General features: G+C 71.4%; 18 protein-coding genes. 9 read left to right on the top strand and 9 right to left on the bottom strand.

The features are described 5' to 3' along the window. The first annotated feature begins 91 nt into the window (after window positions 1-91). From Drose_RS19375 to Drose_RS19355, 5 genes are all read left to right on the top strand, one after another. Window positions 92-517: a TOBE domain-containing protein gene (locus Drose_RS19375; RefSeq protein ID WP_259867860.1), complete on the top strand. Its 426-nt coding sequence runs from the start codon at window positions 92-94 to the stop codon at window positions 515-517. Window positions 518-528: 11 nt separating this feature from the next. Continuing rightward, complete coding sequence (modA, locus tag Drose_RS19370) at window positions 529-1,320, top strand: molybdate ABC transporter substrate-binding protein (protein ID WP_260722699.1); 792 nt, start codon at window positions 529-531, stop codon at window positions 1,318-1,320. A 23-nt stretch (window positions 1,321-1,343) separates the two neighbouring features. Next, window positions 1,344-2,168: an ABC transporter permease gene (locus tag Drose_RS19365; RefSeq protein WP_260729754.1), complete on the top strand. Its 825-nt coding sequence runs from the start codon at window positions 1,344-1,346 to the stop codon at window positions 2,166-2,168. 50 nt (window positions 2,169-2,218) lie between these two features. Further along, window positions 2,219-3,268: an ABC transporter ATP-binding protein gene (locus Drose_RS19360; protein WP_260729753.1), complete on the top strand. Its 1,050-nt coding sequence runs from the start codon at window positions 2,219-2,221 to the stop codon at window positions 3,266-3,268. Between the two features lie 132 nt (window positions 3,269-3,400). After that, window positions 3,401-4,192 carry a class I SAM-dependent methyltransferase gene (locus Drose_RS19355; RefSeq protein WP_260722698.1) on the top strand — a complete coding sequence of 264 codons (792 nt, stop codon included), beginning with the start codon at window positions 3,401-3,403 and terminating at the stop codon, window positions 4,190-4,192. A gap of 153 nt (window positions 4,193-4,345) precedes the next feature. On the opposite strand, the gene Drose_RS19350 is transcribed toward Drose_RS19355, so the two are convergent. Beyond that, window positions 4,346-4,630: a hypothetical protein gene (locus Drose_RS19350; protein ID WP_260722697.1), complete on the bottom strand. Its 285-nt coding sequence runs from the start codon at window positions 4,628-4,630 to the stop codon at window positions 4,346-4,348. 158 nt (window positions 4,631-4,788) lie between these two features. Here Drose_RS19350 and Drose_RS19345 point away from each other — a divergent pair, with 158 nt between their 5' ends. The 3 genes from Drose_RS19345 to Drose_RS19335 all read left to right on the top strand — a co-directional run bounded on the left by Drose_RS19345 (window position 4,789) and on the right by Drose_RS19335 (window position 6,594). Next, entirely contained in the window at window positions 4,789-5,007 is a 219-nt protein-coding gene (locus tag Drose_RS19345; RefSeq protein ID WP_260722696.1) for a hypothetical protein, read from the top strand. A 110-nt stretch (window positions 5,008-5,117) separates the two neighbouring features. Continuing rightward, on the top strand, window positions 5,118-5,864 hold the full coding sequence (locus Drose_RS19340) for a lysozyme (RefSeq protein WP_260722695.1): 747 nt from the start codon (window positions 5,118-5,120) through the stop codon (window positions 5,862-5,864). 67 nt (window positions 5,865-5,931) lie between these two features. Then, entirely contained in the window at window positions 5,932-6,594 is a 663-nt protein-coding gene (locus Drose_RS19335) for a peptidoglycan recognition protein family protein (RefSeq protein ID WP_260722694.1), read from the top strand. 147 nt (window positions 6,595-6,741) lie between these two features. Here the strand turns inward: Drose_RS19335 and Drose_RS19330 are convergent, their stop codons facing one another. Continuing rightward, a complete protein-coding gene (locus tag Drose_RS19330) occupies window positions 6,742-8,667 on the bottom strand; it encodes a sensor histidine kinase (RefSeq protein ID WP_260722693.1) in 1,926 nt (641 codons plus the stop codon). A gap of 335 nt (window positions 8,668-9,002) precedes the next feature. Between Drose_RS19330 and Drose_RS19325 the strand changes: the two genes are divergently transcribed. Beyond that, window positions 9,003-10,400, top strand: coding sequence for an IS4 family transposase (locus Drose_RS19325; RefSeq protein WP_260722692.1), 1,398 nt, complete (start codon window positions 9,003-9,005; stop codon window positions 10,398-10,400). 84 nt (window positions 10,401-10,484) lie between these two features. On the opposite strand, the gene Drose_RS19320 is transcribed toward Drose_RS19325, so the two are convergent. The 7 genes from Drose_RS19320 to Drose_RS19290 form a co-directional block, all read right to left on the bottom strand. Continuing rightward, window positions 10,485-10,919 (bottom strand): VOC family protein, encoded by a 435-nt coding sequence (locus Drose_RS19320; protein WP_260722691.1) that lies wholly within the window; start codon window positions 10,917-10,919, stop codon window positions 10,485-10,487. A gap of 74 nt (window positions 10,920-10,993) precedes the next feature. Next, window positions 10,994-11,896 carry a DMT family transporter gene (locus Drose_RS19315; RefSeq protein ID WP_260722690.1) on the bottom strand — a complete coding sequence of 301 codons (903 nt, stop codon included), beginning with the start codon at window positions 11,894-11,896 and terminating at the stop codon, window positions 10,994-10,996. A gap of 92 nt (window positions 11,897-11,988) precedes the next feature. Beyond that, window positions 11,989-12,966, bottom strand: a complete 978-nt coding sequence (locus Drose_RS19310; protein WP_260722689.1) for a YihY/virulence factor BrkB family protein — start codon at window positions 12,964-12,966, stop codon at window positions 11,989-11,991. Window positions 12,967-13,085: 119 nt separating this feature from the next. Then, window positions 13,086-13,817, bottom strand: coding sequence for a phosphatase PAP2 family protein (locus Drose_RS19305; protein ID WP_260722688.1), 732 nt, complete (start codon window positions 13,815-13,817; stop codon window positions 13,086-13,088). Window positions 13,818-14,026: 209 nt separating this feature from the next. Next, window positions 14,027-14,257, bottom strand: coding sequence for a gas vesicle protein GvpG (locus Drose_RS19300; protein ID WP_260722687.1), 231 nt, complete (start codon window positions 14,255-14,257; stop codon window positions 14,027-14,029). Window positions 14,258-14,308: 51 nt separating this feature from the next. Beyond that, window positions 14,309-14,704 carry a gas vesicle protein GvpJ gene (gene gvpJ, locus Drose_RS39360; RefSeq protein WP_260722686.1) on the bottom strand — a complete coding sequence of 132 codons (396 nt, stop codon included), beginning with the start codon at window positions 14,702-14,704 and terminating at the stop codon, window positions 14,309-14,311. Between the two features lie 10 nt (window positions 14,705-14,714). After that, window positions 14,715-15,719 carry an SRPBCC family protein gene (locus Drose_RS19290; protein WP_260722685.1) on the bottom strand — a complete coding sequence of 335 codons (1,005 nt, stop codon included), beginning with the start codon at window positions 15,717-15,719 and terminating at the stop codon, window positions 14,715-14,717. Between the last annotated feature and the right edge of the window lie 173 nt (window positions 15,720-15,892).

The raw sequence follows: 15,892 nt of genomic DNA, 5'->3' as shown, positions 1-15,892 counted from the left end.
AGATGCGATGCTCCTGGCCCTGCTGTCGCCGGAAGATGCGGACCAGGTAGCTGGCTTTCGTTCGCACATGCCGGGCACTAGGGTGATCGGCGTGACGGTGTTCCGGATCGGCGAGGCGGCAGAGTTGTTGGGCGTGAGTCCGGACACGGTCCGGCGCTGGATCGACGCCGGACGGCTGCCCGCGGTCCGCGACGAGCACGGCCACCGGCTCATCGACGGAGTCGAGCTCGCGGAGTTCGTGCGTGCACAAGCGGGTGAACCGGACGCTCGCGCCGACGCCTCCTCGGCCCGCAACCGGCTGCGCGGCATCGTCACCGCCGTGGTGAAGGACACGGTCATGGCGCAGGTCGACATCCAGGCCGGACCGTTCCGGCTGGTGTCGCTGATGAGCCGCGAGGCCGTCGACGAGCTGGACCTGCGGGTCGGCTCGGTCGCGGTGGCGGTGATCAAGTCGACCACGGTGGTGGTGGAGCGGTCCACCCCCGCCGTGGCACCCAAGGGGAGGACCACAACGTGAAACCGCATCGCATGCGTGTCGCTGTGACAGCACTGTCGGCCTTCGCCCTGCTGGCGCTGTCCGGCTGCGGCAGCGACGACAGCGGCAACACGGGCGCCGCGGCCGGCACGGACACCAGCACCGGCGTGACCGGCACGGTCAACGTCTTCGCCGCGGCGTCACTGACCGAGTCGTTCACCAAGCTCGGCAAGGACTTCGAGGCCGCGAACCCCGGTGCGACCGTGAAGTTCAACTTCGCCGGCAGCTCGGCCCTGGCCACGCAGATCAACCAGGGCGCTCCCGCGGACGTGTTCGCGTCCGCGGCACCGGCGAACATGAAGACCGTGACCGACGCCGGCGGCGCCGACGGCGCACCGACCACGTTCGTGAGGAATCAGCTCGTCATCGCCGTGCCGAAGGGCAACCCGAAGGGCGTCAAGGGCCTGGCCGACCTGACCAGGCCCGGCGTGAAGGTCGCCCTGTGCGCTGAGCAGGTCCCCTGCGGTGCCGCCGCCAAGAAGGCGCTCGACACCGCCGGCGTCAAGCTCACCCCGGTCACCCTCGAGCAGGACGTCAAGGCGGCCCTGTCCAAGGTCAAGCTCGGTGAGGTGGACGCCGCGCTCGTCTACCGCACCGACGCCAAGGCAGTCCCGAACGATGTCGAGGGTCTCGAGTTCCCCGAGTCGGCCGGAGCGACCAACGACTATCCGATCGTCACGCTCAAGGGCGCCAAGAACCCGGCCGGGGCGAAGGCGTTCGTCGCCCACGTGCTGTCCGACAAGGGCAAGGCGGTGCTGACCGGGGCCGGCTTCCAGGCGCCCTGACCGTGACCGACCTCGACGAGGCCGTGGCGGCGCGGCCGGACACCGTGCCGCCCCGCCGCGGCTCCCCCGGCCGGCGGGCGCCCGCCGCACTGCTGCTCCCCGCGACGCTCGGGCTGCTGTTCCTGATCCTGCCGCTGGCCGGCCTTCTGGTGCGGGCACCGTGGACGACGCTGCCGCAGCGACTCGCCCAGCCGGGAGTGCTCACCGCCCTGCGGCTGTCCCTGCAGTGCGCCACCCTCGCGACGCTGCTCTGCCTTGCCCTCGGCGTCCCGCTCGCCTGGCTGCTGGCCCGGGTCGACTTCCCCGGCCGCCGCCTGGTCCGCGCGCTCGTCACCGTCCCGCTCGTGCTGCCCCCGGTCGTGGGCGGCGTGGCGCTGCTGCTGGTCTTCGGCCGGCGCGGGCTCGTCGGCGAGTGGCTCGACGGCACGTTCGGCGTCACGCTGCCGTTCACCACCACCGGCGTGGTGATCGCCGAAGCGTTCGTGGCGATGCCGTTCCTGATCATCGCGGTCGAGGGCGCGCTGCGCGGCGCCGACCGCCGCTACGAGGAGGCCGCCGCCACCCTCGGCGCCGGCCGGTGGACCACCTTCACCCACGTCACCCTGCCGCTCGTCGCACCCGGGATCGCCGCCGGCGCGGTGCTGTGCTGGGCCCGCGCCCTGGGCGAGTTCGGCGCCACGATCACGTTCGCCGGCAACTATCCGGGCACCACCCAGACCATGCCCTTGGCCGTCTACCTGGCCCTGGAGACCGACCTGGACGCCGCCATCGTGCTCAGCCTCATCCTGCTCACCGTGTCCGTGGCGATCCTCGCCGGGCTCCGCGACCGCTGGATCAGCGCACCGTGACCGCCGCTTCCGAGCCCGTCATCGGGCCGTCCACCGCGGCGCACGGCCCGATGCTGGACGCGCGGCTGGTGGTCGACCGTGGCACGTTCCGCCTCGACATCGCCGTGCGCATCGCCGCCGGCGAGGTGGTCGCGCTGCTCGGTCCGAACGGCGCGGGCAAGACCACCGCGCTGCGCGCCCTCGCCGGGTTGCAGCCGCTCACCGCCGGGCAACTCACCCTCGGCGGGACCGACCTCGACCGCCCCGACCGCCGGCTGTGGACACCGCCCGAGGACCGCCCGATCGGCGTGGTGTTCCAGGATTACCTGCTGTTTCCGCACCTGACCGCGCTCGACAACGTCGCGTTCGGCCCGCGCCGGCACGGCCTCGACCGGCGCACCGCACGCGCCCGCGCCGACGAATGGCTGACCCGTGTCGGACTCGCCGGATACGGCCGCCGCAAACCCCGGCAACTGTCGGGCGGGCAGGCCCAGCGTGTCGCGCTGGCCCGCGCCCTCGCCCTCGACCCGATCCTGCTGCTGCTCGACGAGCCCCTCGCCGCGCTCGACGCCCGGACCCGCCTGGACACCCGCGCCGAACTGCACCACCACCTCACCGCCCACCCCGGCGCCACGCTGCTGGTCACCCACGACCCGCTCGACGCGCTCGTGCTCGCCGACCGTCTCGTCATCGTCGAGGAGGGCCGGGTCGTCCAGGAGGGCGACGCCGCCACCGTCACCGCCCAGCCCCGCACCGACTACGTGGCCCGCCTCGTCGGGCTCAACCTGTACCGCGGGCGCGCCGACGGCCACACCGTCCACCTGGCCGGCGGATTCACCCTCACCTGCGACGACCGGCTCGCCGGCGACGTGTTCGTGGTCTTCCCGCCCGCCGCCGTCGCGCTGCACCCGCGCCGGCCCGACGGCAGCCCCCGCAATAGCTGGCCGGCCACCGTCACCGGCATCCAGCGCCACGGCGACAACCTCCGCGTCCAACTGACCGGCCCGATCGCCGCCGCCGCGGACGTCACTCCGGCCGCCGCCGCCCACCTGCGCCTCACGCCCGGTCAGGAGCTCTGGGCGGCGGTCAAGGCCACCGAGACCCACGCCTACCCCGCCTGAACCACCGTCCGGAAGGGCGGCCGTACGACGGATCCAGTCGCGCGGGTGGTGTCTGGTCGCTCGCGGTCGCCGCCGTGCCGATTTCGTACGGCCGAGCTGGGCGTCGGCATCAGCGGTTGAGATGATGCCCAGGTGACCGAGAACGGCGGGTATCTGCTCGACAACCAGCAAGCGGAGGCAGGCGTCCGGTTCGACGCCCTGGCGACGCTGTTCAACCCCTCCACGTTTCGGCACGTCGACGCGCTCGGTATCGCCGAAGGCTGGCACTGCTGGGAAGTCGGCGCGGGAGGCGCGAGCGTGCCGTCCTGGCTCGCCACGCGCGTCGGAGCGACGGGGCACGTGCTCGCCACCGACATCGACGTCTCGTGGATGGCCGCCGACGCGGACTACGAGGTCCGCCGCCACGACGTCGGCGCCGACCCACCGCCGGGAGACGGCTTCGACCTGGTGCACGCGCGCCTGGTCCTCGTGCACGTTCCCCGGCGCGCCGCCGCGCTCGCCGCCATGATCTCGGCGCTACGGCCCGGCGGCTGGCTGCTGGTGGAGGAGGCCGACCCGAAGATGCAGCCGCTGGCCTGCCCGGACGAGCCAGGCCCGGCCCAGCGGCTGGCCAACAAGCTCAAGCACGACTTCCGCACGCTGATGGCCCAGCGTGGTGTCGACCTGTCCTACGGGCGCACGCTACCGCGGTTGCTGCGCGACGCCGGACTGACCGACGTCGCGGCCGACGCCTTCTTCCCGATCACCGGTGCCGCCTGCGCCCTGCTGGAACAGGCCACCGTGCGGCAGATCCGCGACCGGCTGATCGCCGCCGGCCTGGCCACCGGCGCCGAGGTCGACCAGCATCTCGACAACGTCGCGGCAGGGCTCCTCGACGTCACCACCGCGCCGATGGTCTCGGCTTGGGGCCGCAGACCCGCCTGACCCGGCGGCCGCGACGCCGGCCCGGGACCGACGCGGGCGGCCGACCCGGAGGCGCGCAAGAGGTCGCGCTGGCACCTGTACGGCAACATCTTCCACCAGGGCACCCGGTATGAGGCGAAGGCGGTGGCGTCGGGAGCGACGTCGGCGATGCGGTCAGGCCGGCACCGGAGCCCCGCGGACACGGCGCGCGCGAGTGGTTGCCTCCTCGATCTCCTCACCGCGCCGGGCGGATCGGGCGATGGCGACCTGCTCCGCGGCTTCCTGGTCGGGGTCACGCAACCGCACGGTGCCCTCCGCCTGGCCACCCAGCGGCGGCTCGATCACCCCGAAGGCCAACGCGGCGGCCACAGCGCCGAAGTACCCCAACGACCGGGGCAGGTCGATCTCGATCCGGCCGACGTTGAGCGTCATGCCACGACTGGCAGAACGTGGCTCCATGAGCTTCCTCCCTCTGCGGGTTCGATCATGAATCGTTCGACCGACGCCGATCGGCCACGGCGATCGCCCGATCGATTCGCGGCACGATGCGACATACCCGGGGTTTCCCGGCCTACCCGGGCCGCGCGTGCCGCACGCCCGTCCACCCCGGTGATCGGATGGTCGTCTCCGGGGAGGTGACCGAGGTGGCCACCGACGCCGCGGGCTGCGGCTGGGTGACGCTTGCCCTGCGACTCACGGTCGGCGGCGAGGACAAGACCGTGTGCGGCGCGCGGCGCCCTGCCGGTCGACGCCGCCGACAACCCCTGGACCCGCTGCGGTCCGCGGTGGACCCCTTGACGGCCGCGTCGACGACGCACCGCCAGCGGGGGCGTTGAACGAAAAACTTCTATCCATCTATTGAAGTTTATCTCCAACGTGTGACCTAATATTGACGGTTCTTTTCGCCAGCCGCGTCACACCACGCGGCAGCCCCCAGGGAGGAACGATGAACCGTCCCCTGCGATCGGCGTTGCGCGCGGCCATCGCCGCGCTCTTCGCCACCGCCACCGTCGCCGCCGCGGCCGTCCTCGGCGCGACACCGGCCGGCGCTGCGCCGGCCGGCCTGCCCGGCATGGACGTCTCCAGCCACCAGGGCAACGTCAACTGGTCGGCCGCCTGGAGCAACGGCGCCCGGTTCGCGTACGTGAAGGCCACCGAGGGCACCGGGTACACCAACCCGTACTTCGCCCAGCAGTACAACGGCTCCTACAACGTCGGCATGATCCGCGGCGCGTACCACTTCGCGCTGCCGAACCGGTCCACCGGTGCCGTGCAGGCCAACTACTTCGTCGACCACGGCGGTGGCTGGTCCAAGGACGGCAAGACCCTGCCCGGCGCGCTCGACATCGAGTACAACCCGTACGGCGCGACCTGCTACGGGCTGAGCCAGGCCTCGATGCGTAGCTGGATCGCCTCGTTCGTCAACCAGTACCACGCCCGTACCGGACGGTGGGCGACCATCTACACCACCACCGACTGGTGGTCCACCTGCACCGGCAACACCTCGCAGTTCGCCGCCAACAACCCGCTCTGGATCGCGCGCTACTCCAGCAGCGTCGGCACGCTGCCGGCCGGCTGGCCGACGTACTCCTTCTGGCAGTGGGCCTCGTCGGGCACGTTCCCGGGCGACCAGAACGTCTGGAACGGCTCCCTGGACCGGCTCAAGGCGCTCGCCTGCAACGGACCCTGCTGACCCGCTCCGGTGGCGGGCCCCGCCCGGGCCCGCCACCGGTGGCGCCCACCCCCACTAGGAGGCACCGATGCCAGTCCCCGTCCCACGGCGGGCCGTGCTCCGCGGCGCGGTCCTGCTCGGCGCCACCGCGCTGACCCCGTTCGTCGGCAGTCGCGAGGCCTGGGCCGCCACGACCCGGGTCGACCAGCCGGTGATCGCCAACTGCGCGACCTGGGCCGCCCGGCCACCCACGTCCGACGTGAGCGTCGTGCAGAGCCGGCCCAACAAGATCATCGTCCACCACACGGCGTTTCCCAACTCCACCGACCACAGCCTGGCGTACGCCTACCGGAACTCCCGGGACATCCAGAACCTACACATGGACACCAACGGCTGGCTCGACTCCGGCCAGCACTTCACCAACAGCCGCGGCGGCCACCTGACCGAGGGGCGGCACGGCAGTCTCTACGCGCTGCTGCACGGACAGACCATGGTCCAGGGCGCGCACTGCGTCGGGCAGAACAGCCAGGCCATCGGCATCGAGAACGACGGCACCTATCTCGACGTGCAGCCGCCGCAGGCGCTCTGGGACAGCCTCGTGTGGTTCTGCGCGTTCACCTGCCAGCAGTACGGCATCCCGCCCAAGGAGATCTACGGGCACAGGGACTTCAACAACACCCAGTGCCCCGGACTGCTGCACGACCGCCTGCCGGAGCTGCGCAGCGCCGTCGCCGCCCGGCTCGGCGGCTGACCGACGCGTGGCTCCGCCGGCACGCGTGTGGTGCCGGCCAGGCGGACCGGAACGAGGGCACGGCCGGGGCCGTGGCCGTCGGCGAGACGTCCACGGCCCCGGCCTCCGGGCCGACGCTGCGCCGGATTTCGGCGCCGCTCGCGGAGGTCATCGCCGCGAGCGGCCGCGACCGCCAGCGGGAGTGCCGCGCGGGTCCGTGGCCCCGCTGCCCCCGGCCTCCGTCGTCGCCAGCTCGGTGGTGCCCGATTCGGCGGGTGGGATGGGAATCGTGACCGACAGGAGCGTGCCGCCACCATGAGGACTCGTGACGGTGACGCGCCCGCCGAGCGCGTCCACCCTGTCGTTCAGGCCGGTGAGCCCGGTCCCGCGGCCTGGGTCGGCACCTCCGATACCGTCGTCGTGGATCGACAGGCACAAGGCGCCACCTCGCGTCCCCGCCTGAACGCGCACAACCGAGGCGTGGGCATGTCTGGCCGCGTTCGTCAACGCCTCGGAGACGACGTAGTAGGCGGCCACTTCGACCACGGGCGGCATGCGCCGGCCGACGTCGAGGTCGAGCTCGACGGGCACCACCGATCTGCGGGCGAGCGCCTTGAACGCGGGCACCAGGCCGCCCATGGCGAGCGGGGCCGGATGGAGGCCCCGGGAGATTTCCCGCAGGTTGTCCACGGCGCTGTTCAGGCTGTGCAACGTGCCCGACAGTTCGGCCTTGGCCTGGACCAGCTCGGGTGGCAGGGCGGCCTGCACGGCTCCCAACCGCAGCCCGACGGCGATGAACTGTTGCAGCGCGCCGTCATGCAGGTCGCGCTCGATCCGCTTGCGGGTCTGATCCGTGGCGGCGACGAGCCGGGCGCGGGAAGCCGCGAGCTCGGCCCGGCTGTCGGCGTTGGCGATGGCGATGGCGGCCAGGTCCACGAAGTCCACGACGCGTGCTTCGGTATCGGCCGGCAGGGGATCGGGCCGGGCCGACGCGACGGCAGCCATGCCCCACAGCCGCCCGTCGACGACGACCGGCACTCCGACCACGGACCGGATGCCCAATTCACGTGCCAGCGCGGCGCCGGGGCCGGTGAGGTCTTCGAAGCTGTCGACCCGGGCGGGCCGGCCGCCGGCCCAGACCCGCGCCAGAACACTGTCGCCCTCGACCGGCCAGCGCATCTGGTCCGGCCGCAGCCCCGGCAGACTGGTCGAGACGACACTGGCCGTGCCGTCACGTTCGAAGCGGAGCAGCCACGTGATGTGTTCACCGAGCAACACGTGCAGCTCCGTCCTGATCGCGTCGAAGACCTCGGACGGACTCGCACCGTGCGCCACGAGCGTCGCCACCCGGCCCAACGCGGCTTGCTCGGTGGCAAGCTGACGCTGACGCTCCCGGCTTGCTTCCAGCGTGGCCAGCACGGCGGCGCGCTCGTGTCCGGCGCGTAGCAGTGACGCCAGTGACGGCGCGACCTGCGCCCGCAGCCGCCGTACCGTCCGCTCGGGCACGTTGCTCGGCACCCGCAGGATGCCGAAGCAGGTGCCGCGGTCACGCAGTGGAAACGCCCAGTGCCGCCCGTCTTCGGGGGCGGCGGCCAGCTCGATCGCCGCGGACGGCAGGCCGAGCGCACGCGCGACGCGGTGCGCGACCGCGGGCAGCACCAGGGCGACATCGTCGGTGTTCAGTAGCAGGCGAGCCATCTCGGCGGTGAGGTCGGACTCCTGGGCCTCGACCGCCCGCAGCCGGGACAGGTCCGCCAAGGCGCTGCTCAGCACCGCGACGGCCAGGAAGACCACGAGCGCGGCCCACTCCCGCGTGTCCCTGACAATGATGCTCCCGACGGGATGGACGTGGAAGATCACGTATGCGAGGGCGCTCGCCACTGCCGCCGCAACGCCCAGCCACAGTCCCCACACCATCGAGACCACGAGGACGCCGATCAGGTAGATCATGCTCAGCGCGGCCTCGGTGCTGATCTCCCTGAGCGGATACACCACCAGGGTCTCCACCGCGATCATGCAGACCGCGAACGCGATCCCCCACATCAAACGCGGGGGCGTCGGCCGCACCAACCGCGACAGCGGACCCGCACGCATATCGGCCATATTAGTCCGATTTCACCCATGACGCCGTTGCCGCCTCATGGTCGCGGAGCATTCGTACACCCTGGCCCAAGGCCGCGAAGTCAAGCTCAACAAGGCCGATCGTTCAGGCACGGGGCTCGGAGGCGTCGCCGCCGAGGTGGGCCGACGCGCCGGTTCCGGCGCCATCCGCCGCCGCGCCGCTCGACCCCATGATCATGCAAGACCGGGAAGTTAAGTCGTGAGGGTTGCTGTCAAGGGTGTGTGGTTGCGGTGTGGTGGGGTGATAAGGCAACGGGACTCCGGTAGAACAGGCAGTCGACCAAGATCAGCCTGTGGGGGGAGTCCCGTTGTCGGAGGAGTCTGTCATTGCCGGGGTCGGGTCGGTGCCGGTGGGGGTGTTCGCGGCGGGGCATCTGGGTGAGTTGACCCGGGCTGTGCCGGTGGAGTTGGTGGATGCGGTGTTGGCCGAGACGGGGCGGGTGCAGCGGCGGGTGCGGCGGTTGCCGTCGCGGGTGGTGGTGTATTGGCTGTTGGGGTTGGGGTTGTTCGGCTCGTTGTCGTATCGGCGGGTGTGGGGAGCGTTGGTCGGTGGGTTGGGTGTGGTGGCCGGGTTGGGGGTGTGTCCGTCGTCGTCGGGGTTGGCGCAGGCGCGGCGGCGGGTGGGGGTGCCGCCGCTGCGGCGGTTGTTCCAGACTCTGGCCGGGCCGGTGGCGGGTCGCGACACGGTCGGGGCGTGGTGGCGGGGGCTGCGTACGGTGGCGATCGACGGGTCCACGGTGAATGTGCCGGATTCGCCGGCGAATCGGGCGGTGTACGGCAAGCGGATGGCCCGTGCCGGTGAGCCGGGGTATCCGCTGGTGCGGGTGGTGGCGTTGGTGGAGACCGGGACTCGGGCGGTGTTCGGTGCGGTGTTCGGTACCGGCGTGGGTGGTGAGAGTGGTGAGACCAGTTATGCCGTGGGGTTGCTGGGTCTGCTGCGGCCGGGAATGCTGCTGCTGGCCGACCGTGGCTATGACACCAACATGTTCATGACGAAGGTCACCGCCGCTGGGGCGGGGTTGTTGCTGCGGGTCAAGTCCAGTCGCAAGCTGCCGGTGCTGGACCGTCTTGGTGACGGTTCCTACGCCAGTGTGGTGGCTGGGGTGCGGGTTCGGGTGGTCGAGGCGGTCGTCACGCTGTCCTGTGCGGATGGTTCGACCCGTACCGGTGTCTGGCGGCTGGTCACTACCCTCACCGACGAGCGCCGCTATCCGGCCGGGGCGCTGATCGAGCTCTACCACGAGCGGTGGGAGGTCGAGTCGACCTTCCTGGCGATCAAGCACACCCTGCTGGCTGGGCGGGTGCTGCGTTCGACCACTCCGGACGGCGTCGATCAGGAACTCTACGCACTGCTGACCGTCTATCAGGCGCTGCGGCAGACGATGACCTGGGCCACGGACACCACCGGGGCCGACCCGGACCGGGCCAGCTTCACCATCGCCGTGCAGACCGCCCGCGATCTGACCATCCGCGCTGTCGGGGTGATCACTATCGCGGTCGACCTGGTCGGTGCGATCGGTCGTGCTGTGCTGGCTGACCTGCTACCGGCCCGACGCGCCCGGATCAGCCCACGTGTGGTGAAACGGCCGATCTCCCGTTACGCCTACAAGAACCTGAAAACCCCGAAGATCATCCACCGGATCACCGACATCGCCATCGCTATCGGCACATCAACCAGCCCATTGACAACAGCCCCAGCGGCTTAACTTCCCGGTCTTGCATGATCATGGGAAAGATGTGGCTGCCCCCGACAACCATATCTTTCCCATGATCACGCAGCCGTCCGGCAGTCAGTCGAGACAGAACTCGTTGCCCTCGACGTCCTGCATCACGAGGCACGACTCGTTGTAGCCGTCGGCACGCAGTAGTCGCATGCGCACCGCGCCGAGCGCGACCAGTCGCGCGCATTCGGCCTCGAGCGCGGCCAGGCGCTCCTCACCCACGAGCCCGGTGCCGACCCGCACGTCGAGATGCAGCCGATTCTTGACGGCCTTGCCCTCGGGAACACGCTGGAAGAACAGTCGCGGGCCCACGCCTGAGGGGTCGACGCACGCGAACGCCGAACCCTGCCGCTCAGGCGGCACCGCGCGATCGAAATCGTCCCACGTGGCAAACCCCGTGGGGGGCGGCGGTACGACATACCCCAGCACCTCGCACCAGAACCGAGCGACGCGCTCAGGTTCCGCACAGTCGAAGGTGACTTGGATCTGCTTGACCGATGCCATCGATCCACCATAGCGGCGGGGTCGCCCGCCGTCGCGCAGGCCCACCCCTGGCCAGGTCCGTGGCGCACACCGCATCAGCCGCTGCCGTGGCCCGGGTGATGCGGCAGGTGCGGGAGGTGGTGCGGACGATGGTGCGCCTCGACCAGGCGTGTGGCGGCCAGGGTGTAGACGCCGACCGTCATCACCACCAGCGCCACGATCTCGACGGCGAGGGCGAGCGGCTCGAGCCGCAGCGAACCTTCGAGCACCCCGATCCCGATGGCGACACCGGCGATCGGCTCGGCCGCCGCCGCCGGCGGGTAGGACACCGGCAGCGGTGCGAGCTTGTACGCGCTCTGCGCCAGCAGCATGCCGATCACGGCGACGGCCACGACCGCGTACGGTGTCCACGACAGCAGCAGCGCCAGCGCCCCGTGGGTGAACAGCCGGCGCATGGCGGTGCTGGTCAGGGCGGCCTGGAGGCCGAAGAGCATGCCGGCGCCGAGGCCGAGCACCGCCGCCTCGTACCGCGGCCGCAGCCGCCGGGCGAGCGCCACCAGTCCGCCGGTGATGACGCCGATCGCGGCCGCCGCCAGCGCCCACTGCCACACCGGGGCGTCCGGGTGGCGGCCCGGACTCGGCTCCCCGGCGAGCAGGAACGCGATCACCCCGAACACCACGGCCAGCGCCCCGGACCATTCCCGCCGGCCGATCCGGTACCGGCTCCACACGGCCGCCACGGACAGCGCGAACAGCAGCCCCGTCACGGTGAGCGGCTCCACCAGGGCGACGCTGCCCACGCCGAGGGCCACCCCCGCGAGGACGTTCCCGCACACCGCGACGGCGATGCCGGTGAGCCACAATCGTTGACGCAGCAGATATCCCAGCAGCCGCCAATGCAGGACCGTTCCGGCCGGAGCGCGGGACGCGGCCCGCTGCTGGATGGCGGTGCCGATACCCATCAGCGCCGCCGCGCAGACCGCCATCACGTAGACCATGCCCACCGGCTACCCGGTGGGCCCGCCGCGGACACCTCGACGGCCGGGTCATGTCGCCGCCGGCCGGCGACTGCCCGCTCAGGGCCGGCGACCTATCGCTGTGGCGGCGGGCCGAAGTCGACCCGCACCGTCTCGAAGCCCTTGAACCGCCGCGCGGTGGCGTACATCGTGTAGAACCGCCGGTCGGCCTCGGTCAGCTCGACGTTGTCGGTGAACGGGGTGAGCAGCGCCCGGGGCCACAGCCGGTGGTGCACGACCATGTTGATCTCGGCGGAGAGCATCAGCACGAGCGCCTGGAGGTAGATCCAGGCGAACGCGGCGAGCACCAGCCCGAACGTGCCGTAGAGCGCACTGGCGTGGCTGAGCCAGGCCGCGAGGAGCCGGGCGCCTTCGGTCTGCAGCACCACCCATGAGACCGCGGCGATCAGTCCTCCGGTGATGACCTGGCGGGTGCGCAGCTCCCTGGCGGTCAGCAACTGCATCGCCGCGGTGAACAGTCCGGCGTTGATGACGAACGTCAGCAGGTAGCCCAGCAGCCGCAGTCCGGGCCCGGACTGGCCGGCGAGCGCGTTGGCGACCGCCACGAGCGTCGCGGCCGCGGCCGACAGCAGCACCGCGCTGCCGAGCATCAGTAGCAGTCCGACACTGCGCAGCCTGGACCGCACCGGGTTGGGCTGCTCGTCGCGCGGAACGCAGTAGATGTGGTTGAACCCGGCCTGTGCGGCCTGCATGGCGCCCAGCCCGCCGTAGAGCGCGCCGAGCACGCTGAGTGCCAGGCGCGTGCCGCTGCCACGCAGCTCACCGACATTCCGCTGCAACTGCGGCCCGATGACCGGCAGGTCCCCCACTGCCGTCTGTACCAGTTGATGGCGCAGGTCGGGATGGGCCTCCAGGAAGAACCCGAGCGCGCTGAGAAACAGCAGCGACAGCGGGAACAGCGAGACGAAGCCGTAGTAGGTCACCATCGCGGCGAGGTACGGGCCACGGTCGTCGAAGAACTTGTAGATCACCGCCAGCGGGAATCCCAGCCAGGTGTGCTGGCGCTGGTAACGATCCAGCCACGCGACCACAGCCCCGACCTACCCCGTCACCCCGGCGTCACGCTCGCCGGCCCACCGGCCGGACCGCACGCCGCCGGCGTCCGAGCACCGCACGGTCACCCCGGTGATGCGCGCCGGCGGACCGCGACTCAGCGCGCGGCGGGTCGACGGTCCAGCGCGGCGGGCAGCGGGACGCGCCCCCACGGGATCCGCAGGCTCAACCGGAGGAGCACGAACCCGAGCAGGAAACCGGCGATCGCGTCGGTGAGCCAGTGATAGCTGATGTACGTCGTGCCGATCGCGACCAGCACCGGCGGCAGCCACCGTACCGCGGTGCGGAGGGCCCTGGTCAGGTACGGCGCCAGCAGCAACGCCAGTGTGCCGTAGTAGACGACCGCGTTGTTGACGTGCCCGGAGGGGTACTCGACATACCCGGGACCGCTGAACAGCTCCACCGGCCCGTGATGCGGGCTGCCGCGCTGGGTGTACTGCTTCAGCGGCACGATCGACGCGGTGGTCAGGATCGGCGCGAGCCCGGCCGGCCCGATGGGCCGGACACTGCGGTCGCGCCACGCCAGCACGAACCCCACGATCAGGGTGAAGATCATCACTGGACCGCCCTGTCCGAGGTGGTCCATCACCAGCGTCGTCCACGCGACCGGCGGCGACCGGTGCGTGTCGACCCAGTCGCGCACCGCGACGTCGAGCCGCGGCAGCGCGGGCACCCGGATCAGGGCGACGGTGAGCGCCGCGAAGGCGGTCGCAGCAAGCAGGTCCGGCCACCAGCTCGCCGGTCGCATCGCCGCCCGGCTCCCGCCCCACCGGGGATCCCCGGTCGCCTCGCTGGTACCGTTCCGGCGCTGCCGGCCGCGCGGGCACATGGGACCAACCTTTCCGCGTGCCCGCGCCTCAACCCTTCCCGGTCCGGCCTCCCCCCGTTACGAACGCATCGACGCGGGTAGCCGGACGGGCTGATCATGTTGTCGGCGCGGCGCAGCTACCTGACGGACAAGGAGGCGGCGCAGCGGGCCACGGCCGCCGCGCACGTCCGGACCGCGCGGTGACCTGCCGGGTTCGCCCGTGGCGGCGTTCAGCGGTTGGTGAGACGGGCGAGGATCTCGTCCTCCGCGGCCTGGCGTTCGGACTCGGACAGCTCGCCCCGGGTGACCGCCTCGTCGAGAGCCTCCAGTTGCCGGCGGACGCCGGCCGGGCTGTACAGCTCCTCCTCGGCCTGCCGCAGCAGGATGTCGGCGATGGCGGTGACCGCCCGCACCGGCGCGTAGGGCAGCGTGAGGATCGTCGTCAACAGGCCCACGTTCATCGCTCCTGGTCGTCGCTGCTCGTCATCGCATCGGGACCGGTGGTGGCCGGGTCAGGAGTCTCGCCGTCCCTGCCGGTCACGCTGCCGTTCGCGCTCCGGCGGGCGGACGATCTCGCCGATGACCTCGCCGGCCTTCTCCAGCAGCCGCTCCCCTGTGTGTTCGATCGCCCGGCGCTTCATCGGCCCCGCGACGGCACCCTCCACGAGGTCCCCCAGCCCGCGGCCCTCCTGGGCCTTGAGGTCCAGCCGGTTGGCCGCCTCGGCGAACCGCAGATACGTGTCGACGCTGGCGACGACGACGCGCGCGTTGATGGTGAGCACCTCGATCCCGACCAGGGCGACGCTCACGTGGGCGTCGATGACGATGCCCTTGTCGAGAACGGTGTCGATGACGTCGGCCAGCGACGAGGACCGGCCGCCGGTGGGTGCTGAGGATACGATCGACATGGCCTACCCGTCACTCCTCGGGCCGGCGTGCCGGCCGGTGTTCGCCGGAGCGGCGTTCTCGGCCGCTCCCAGCCTTCTGAAGGTCCCGATGCCGGTGGTCCGGGCCGTCACGCTCGCCGCCGTCCCGGCGCTCGGGGCCGTGGCCGGGCTCGTGGCCGGCTTCCCGTTGCCACCGTTCCTGCCGCACGGCCGCGTCGTGGTCGACCACGACCTTGCTGTCGCGGATCTCGCCGCGCCAGCCCTCGACGCCGTCGGGGTGCAGGATCGTCTGGGTCGTCGCGTGCCGTACGAAGTGCTTCAGCTCCAGCCGGGTCCGCCGGCCCTGCGCCCGCCAGAGGTTCCCGGTGCGCTCGAACAAGCCCTTCGGGTAGTACTGCAGGACGAGCACGACGCGGGTCAGCGTCGGCGTGACGGCGTGGAACGAGATGGCGCCGTCCACGTGGCCCTTCGCCCCCTTGGAGCGCCACACGATCCGCTCGTCCGGGACCATCTCGATGATGTCGGCCTCCCAGTTCCGATGGGAGAGGAAGATCTGCGCCCGCCAGGCGAGCTTGGTGTCGTCCCTCCCGCGGTCGACCTTCTCGACCTTCTTCGTGAAGCGGGGGATGTCCTCGAACTCGGTCCACTGGTTGTACGCGACCCGGACCGGCACGCCGACGTCGACGGACTCGACGATGTTCGTCACCTTGAGCTTGCGGCTCTTCGTCCGGCCCAGGCCGAACAACTGCTTCAACTGTGTCTTGGCGGCGGCGAGCCCACCGCTGAGCGCGGCTTTGAACAGCGACGCGCCGCCCAGCCACTCCTGCGCGCCTTTCGCCGCCGCGGCGGCCATCGGGGACTCGGTGTTCTCGGCGATGTCGGTCAGGCGTTCCGTGAGCTCGCTGAGGCGATCCCGCAGCGCCGCCGCGGCGCGCTCCCCCACAGCGCCCGCGAAATTTCGCGTCTCCGTGGCAACCAGCCGGGCGACGCTCTCCCCGATCCCACCGCCGTGTTCATCACCGTTCGCGGGGCTCATCGCTCGGCCGCCGTCCCGGTGGTCACGGCGGCATCGATCATCATCGCGGTGCGCGAAGACCGGCTCCGGCCGAGGACGTTCCCGGTCTGTGCTCCCAGCGCGACCCGGCTTCCGTATTCCATTCCGCCCGCCTCCCGGAAGCACGATCATGCCGATGTGGATCGCTTACCCGG

The organism is Dactylosporangium roseum, from assembly GCF_025264685.1.
Lineage (GTDB): Bacteria > Actinomycetota > Actinomycetes > Mycobacteriales > Micromonosporaceae > Dactylosporangium > Dactylosporangium roseum.
Note: the sequence above shows the minus strand (reverse complement) of the source record. Positions and strands in the feature narration are given on the sequence as shown.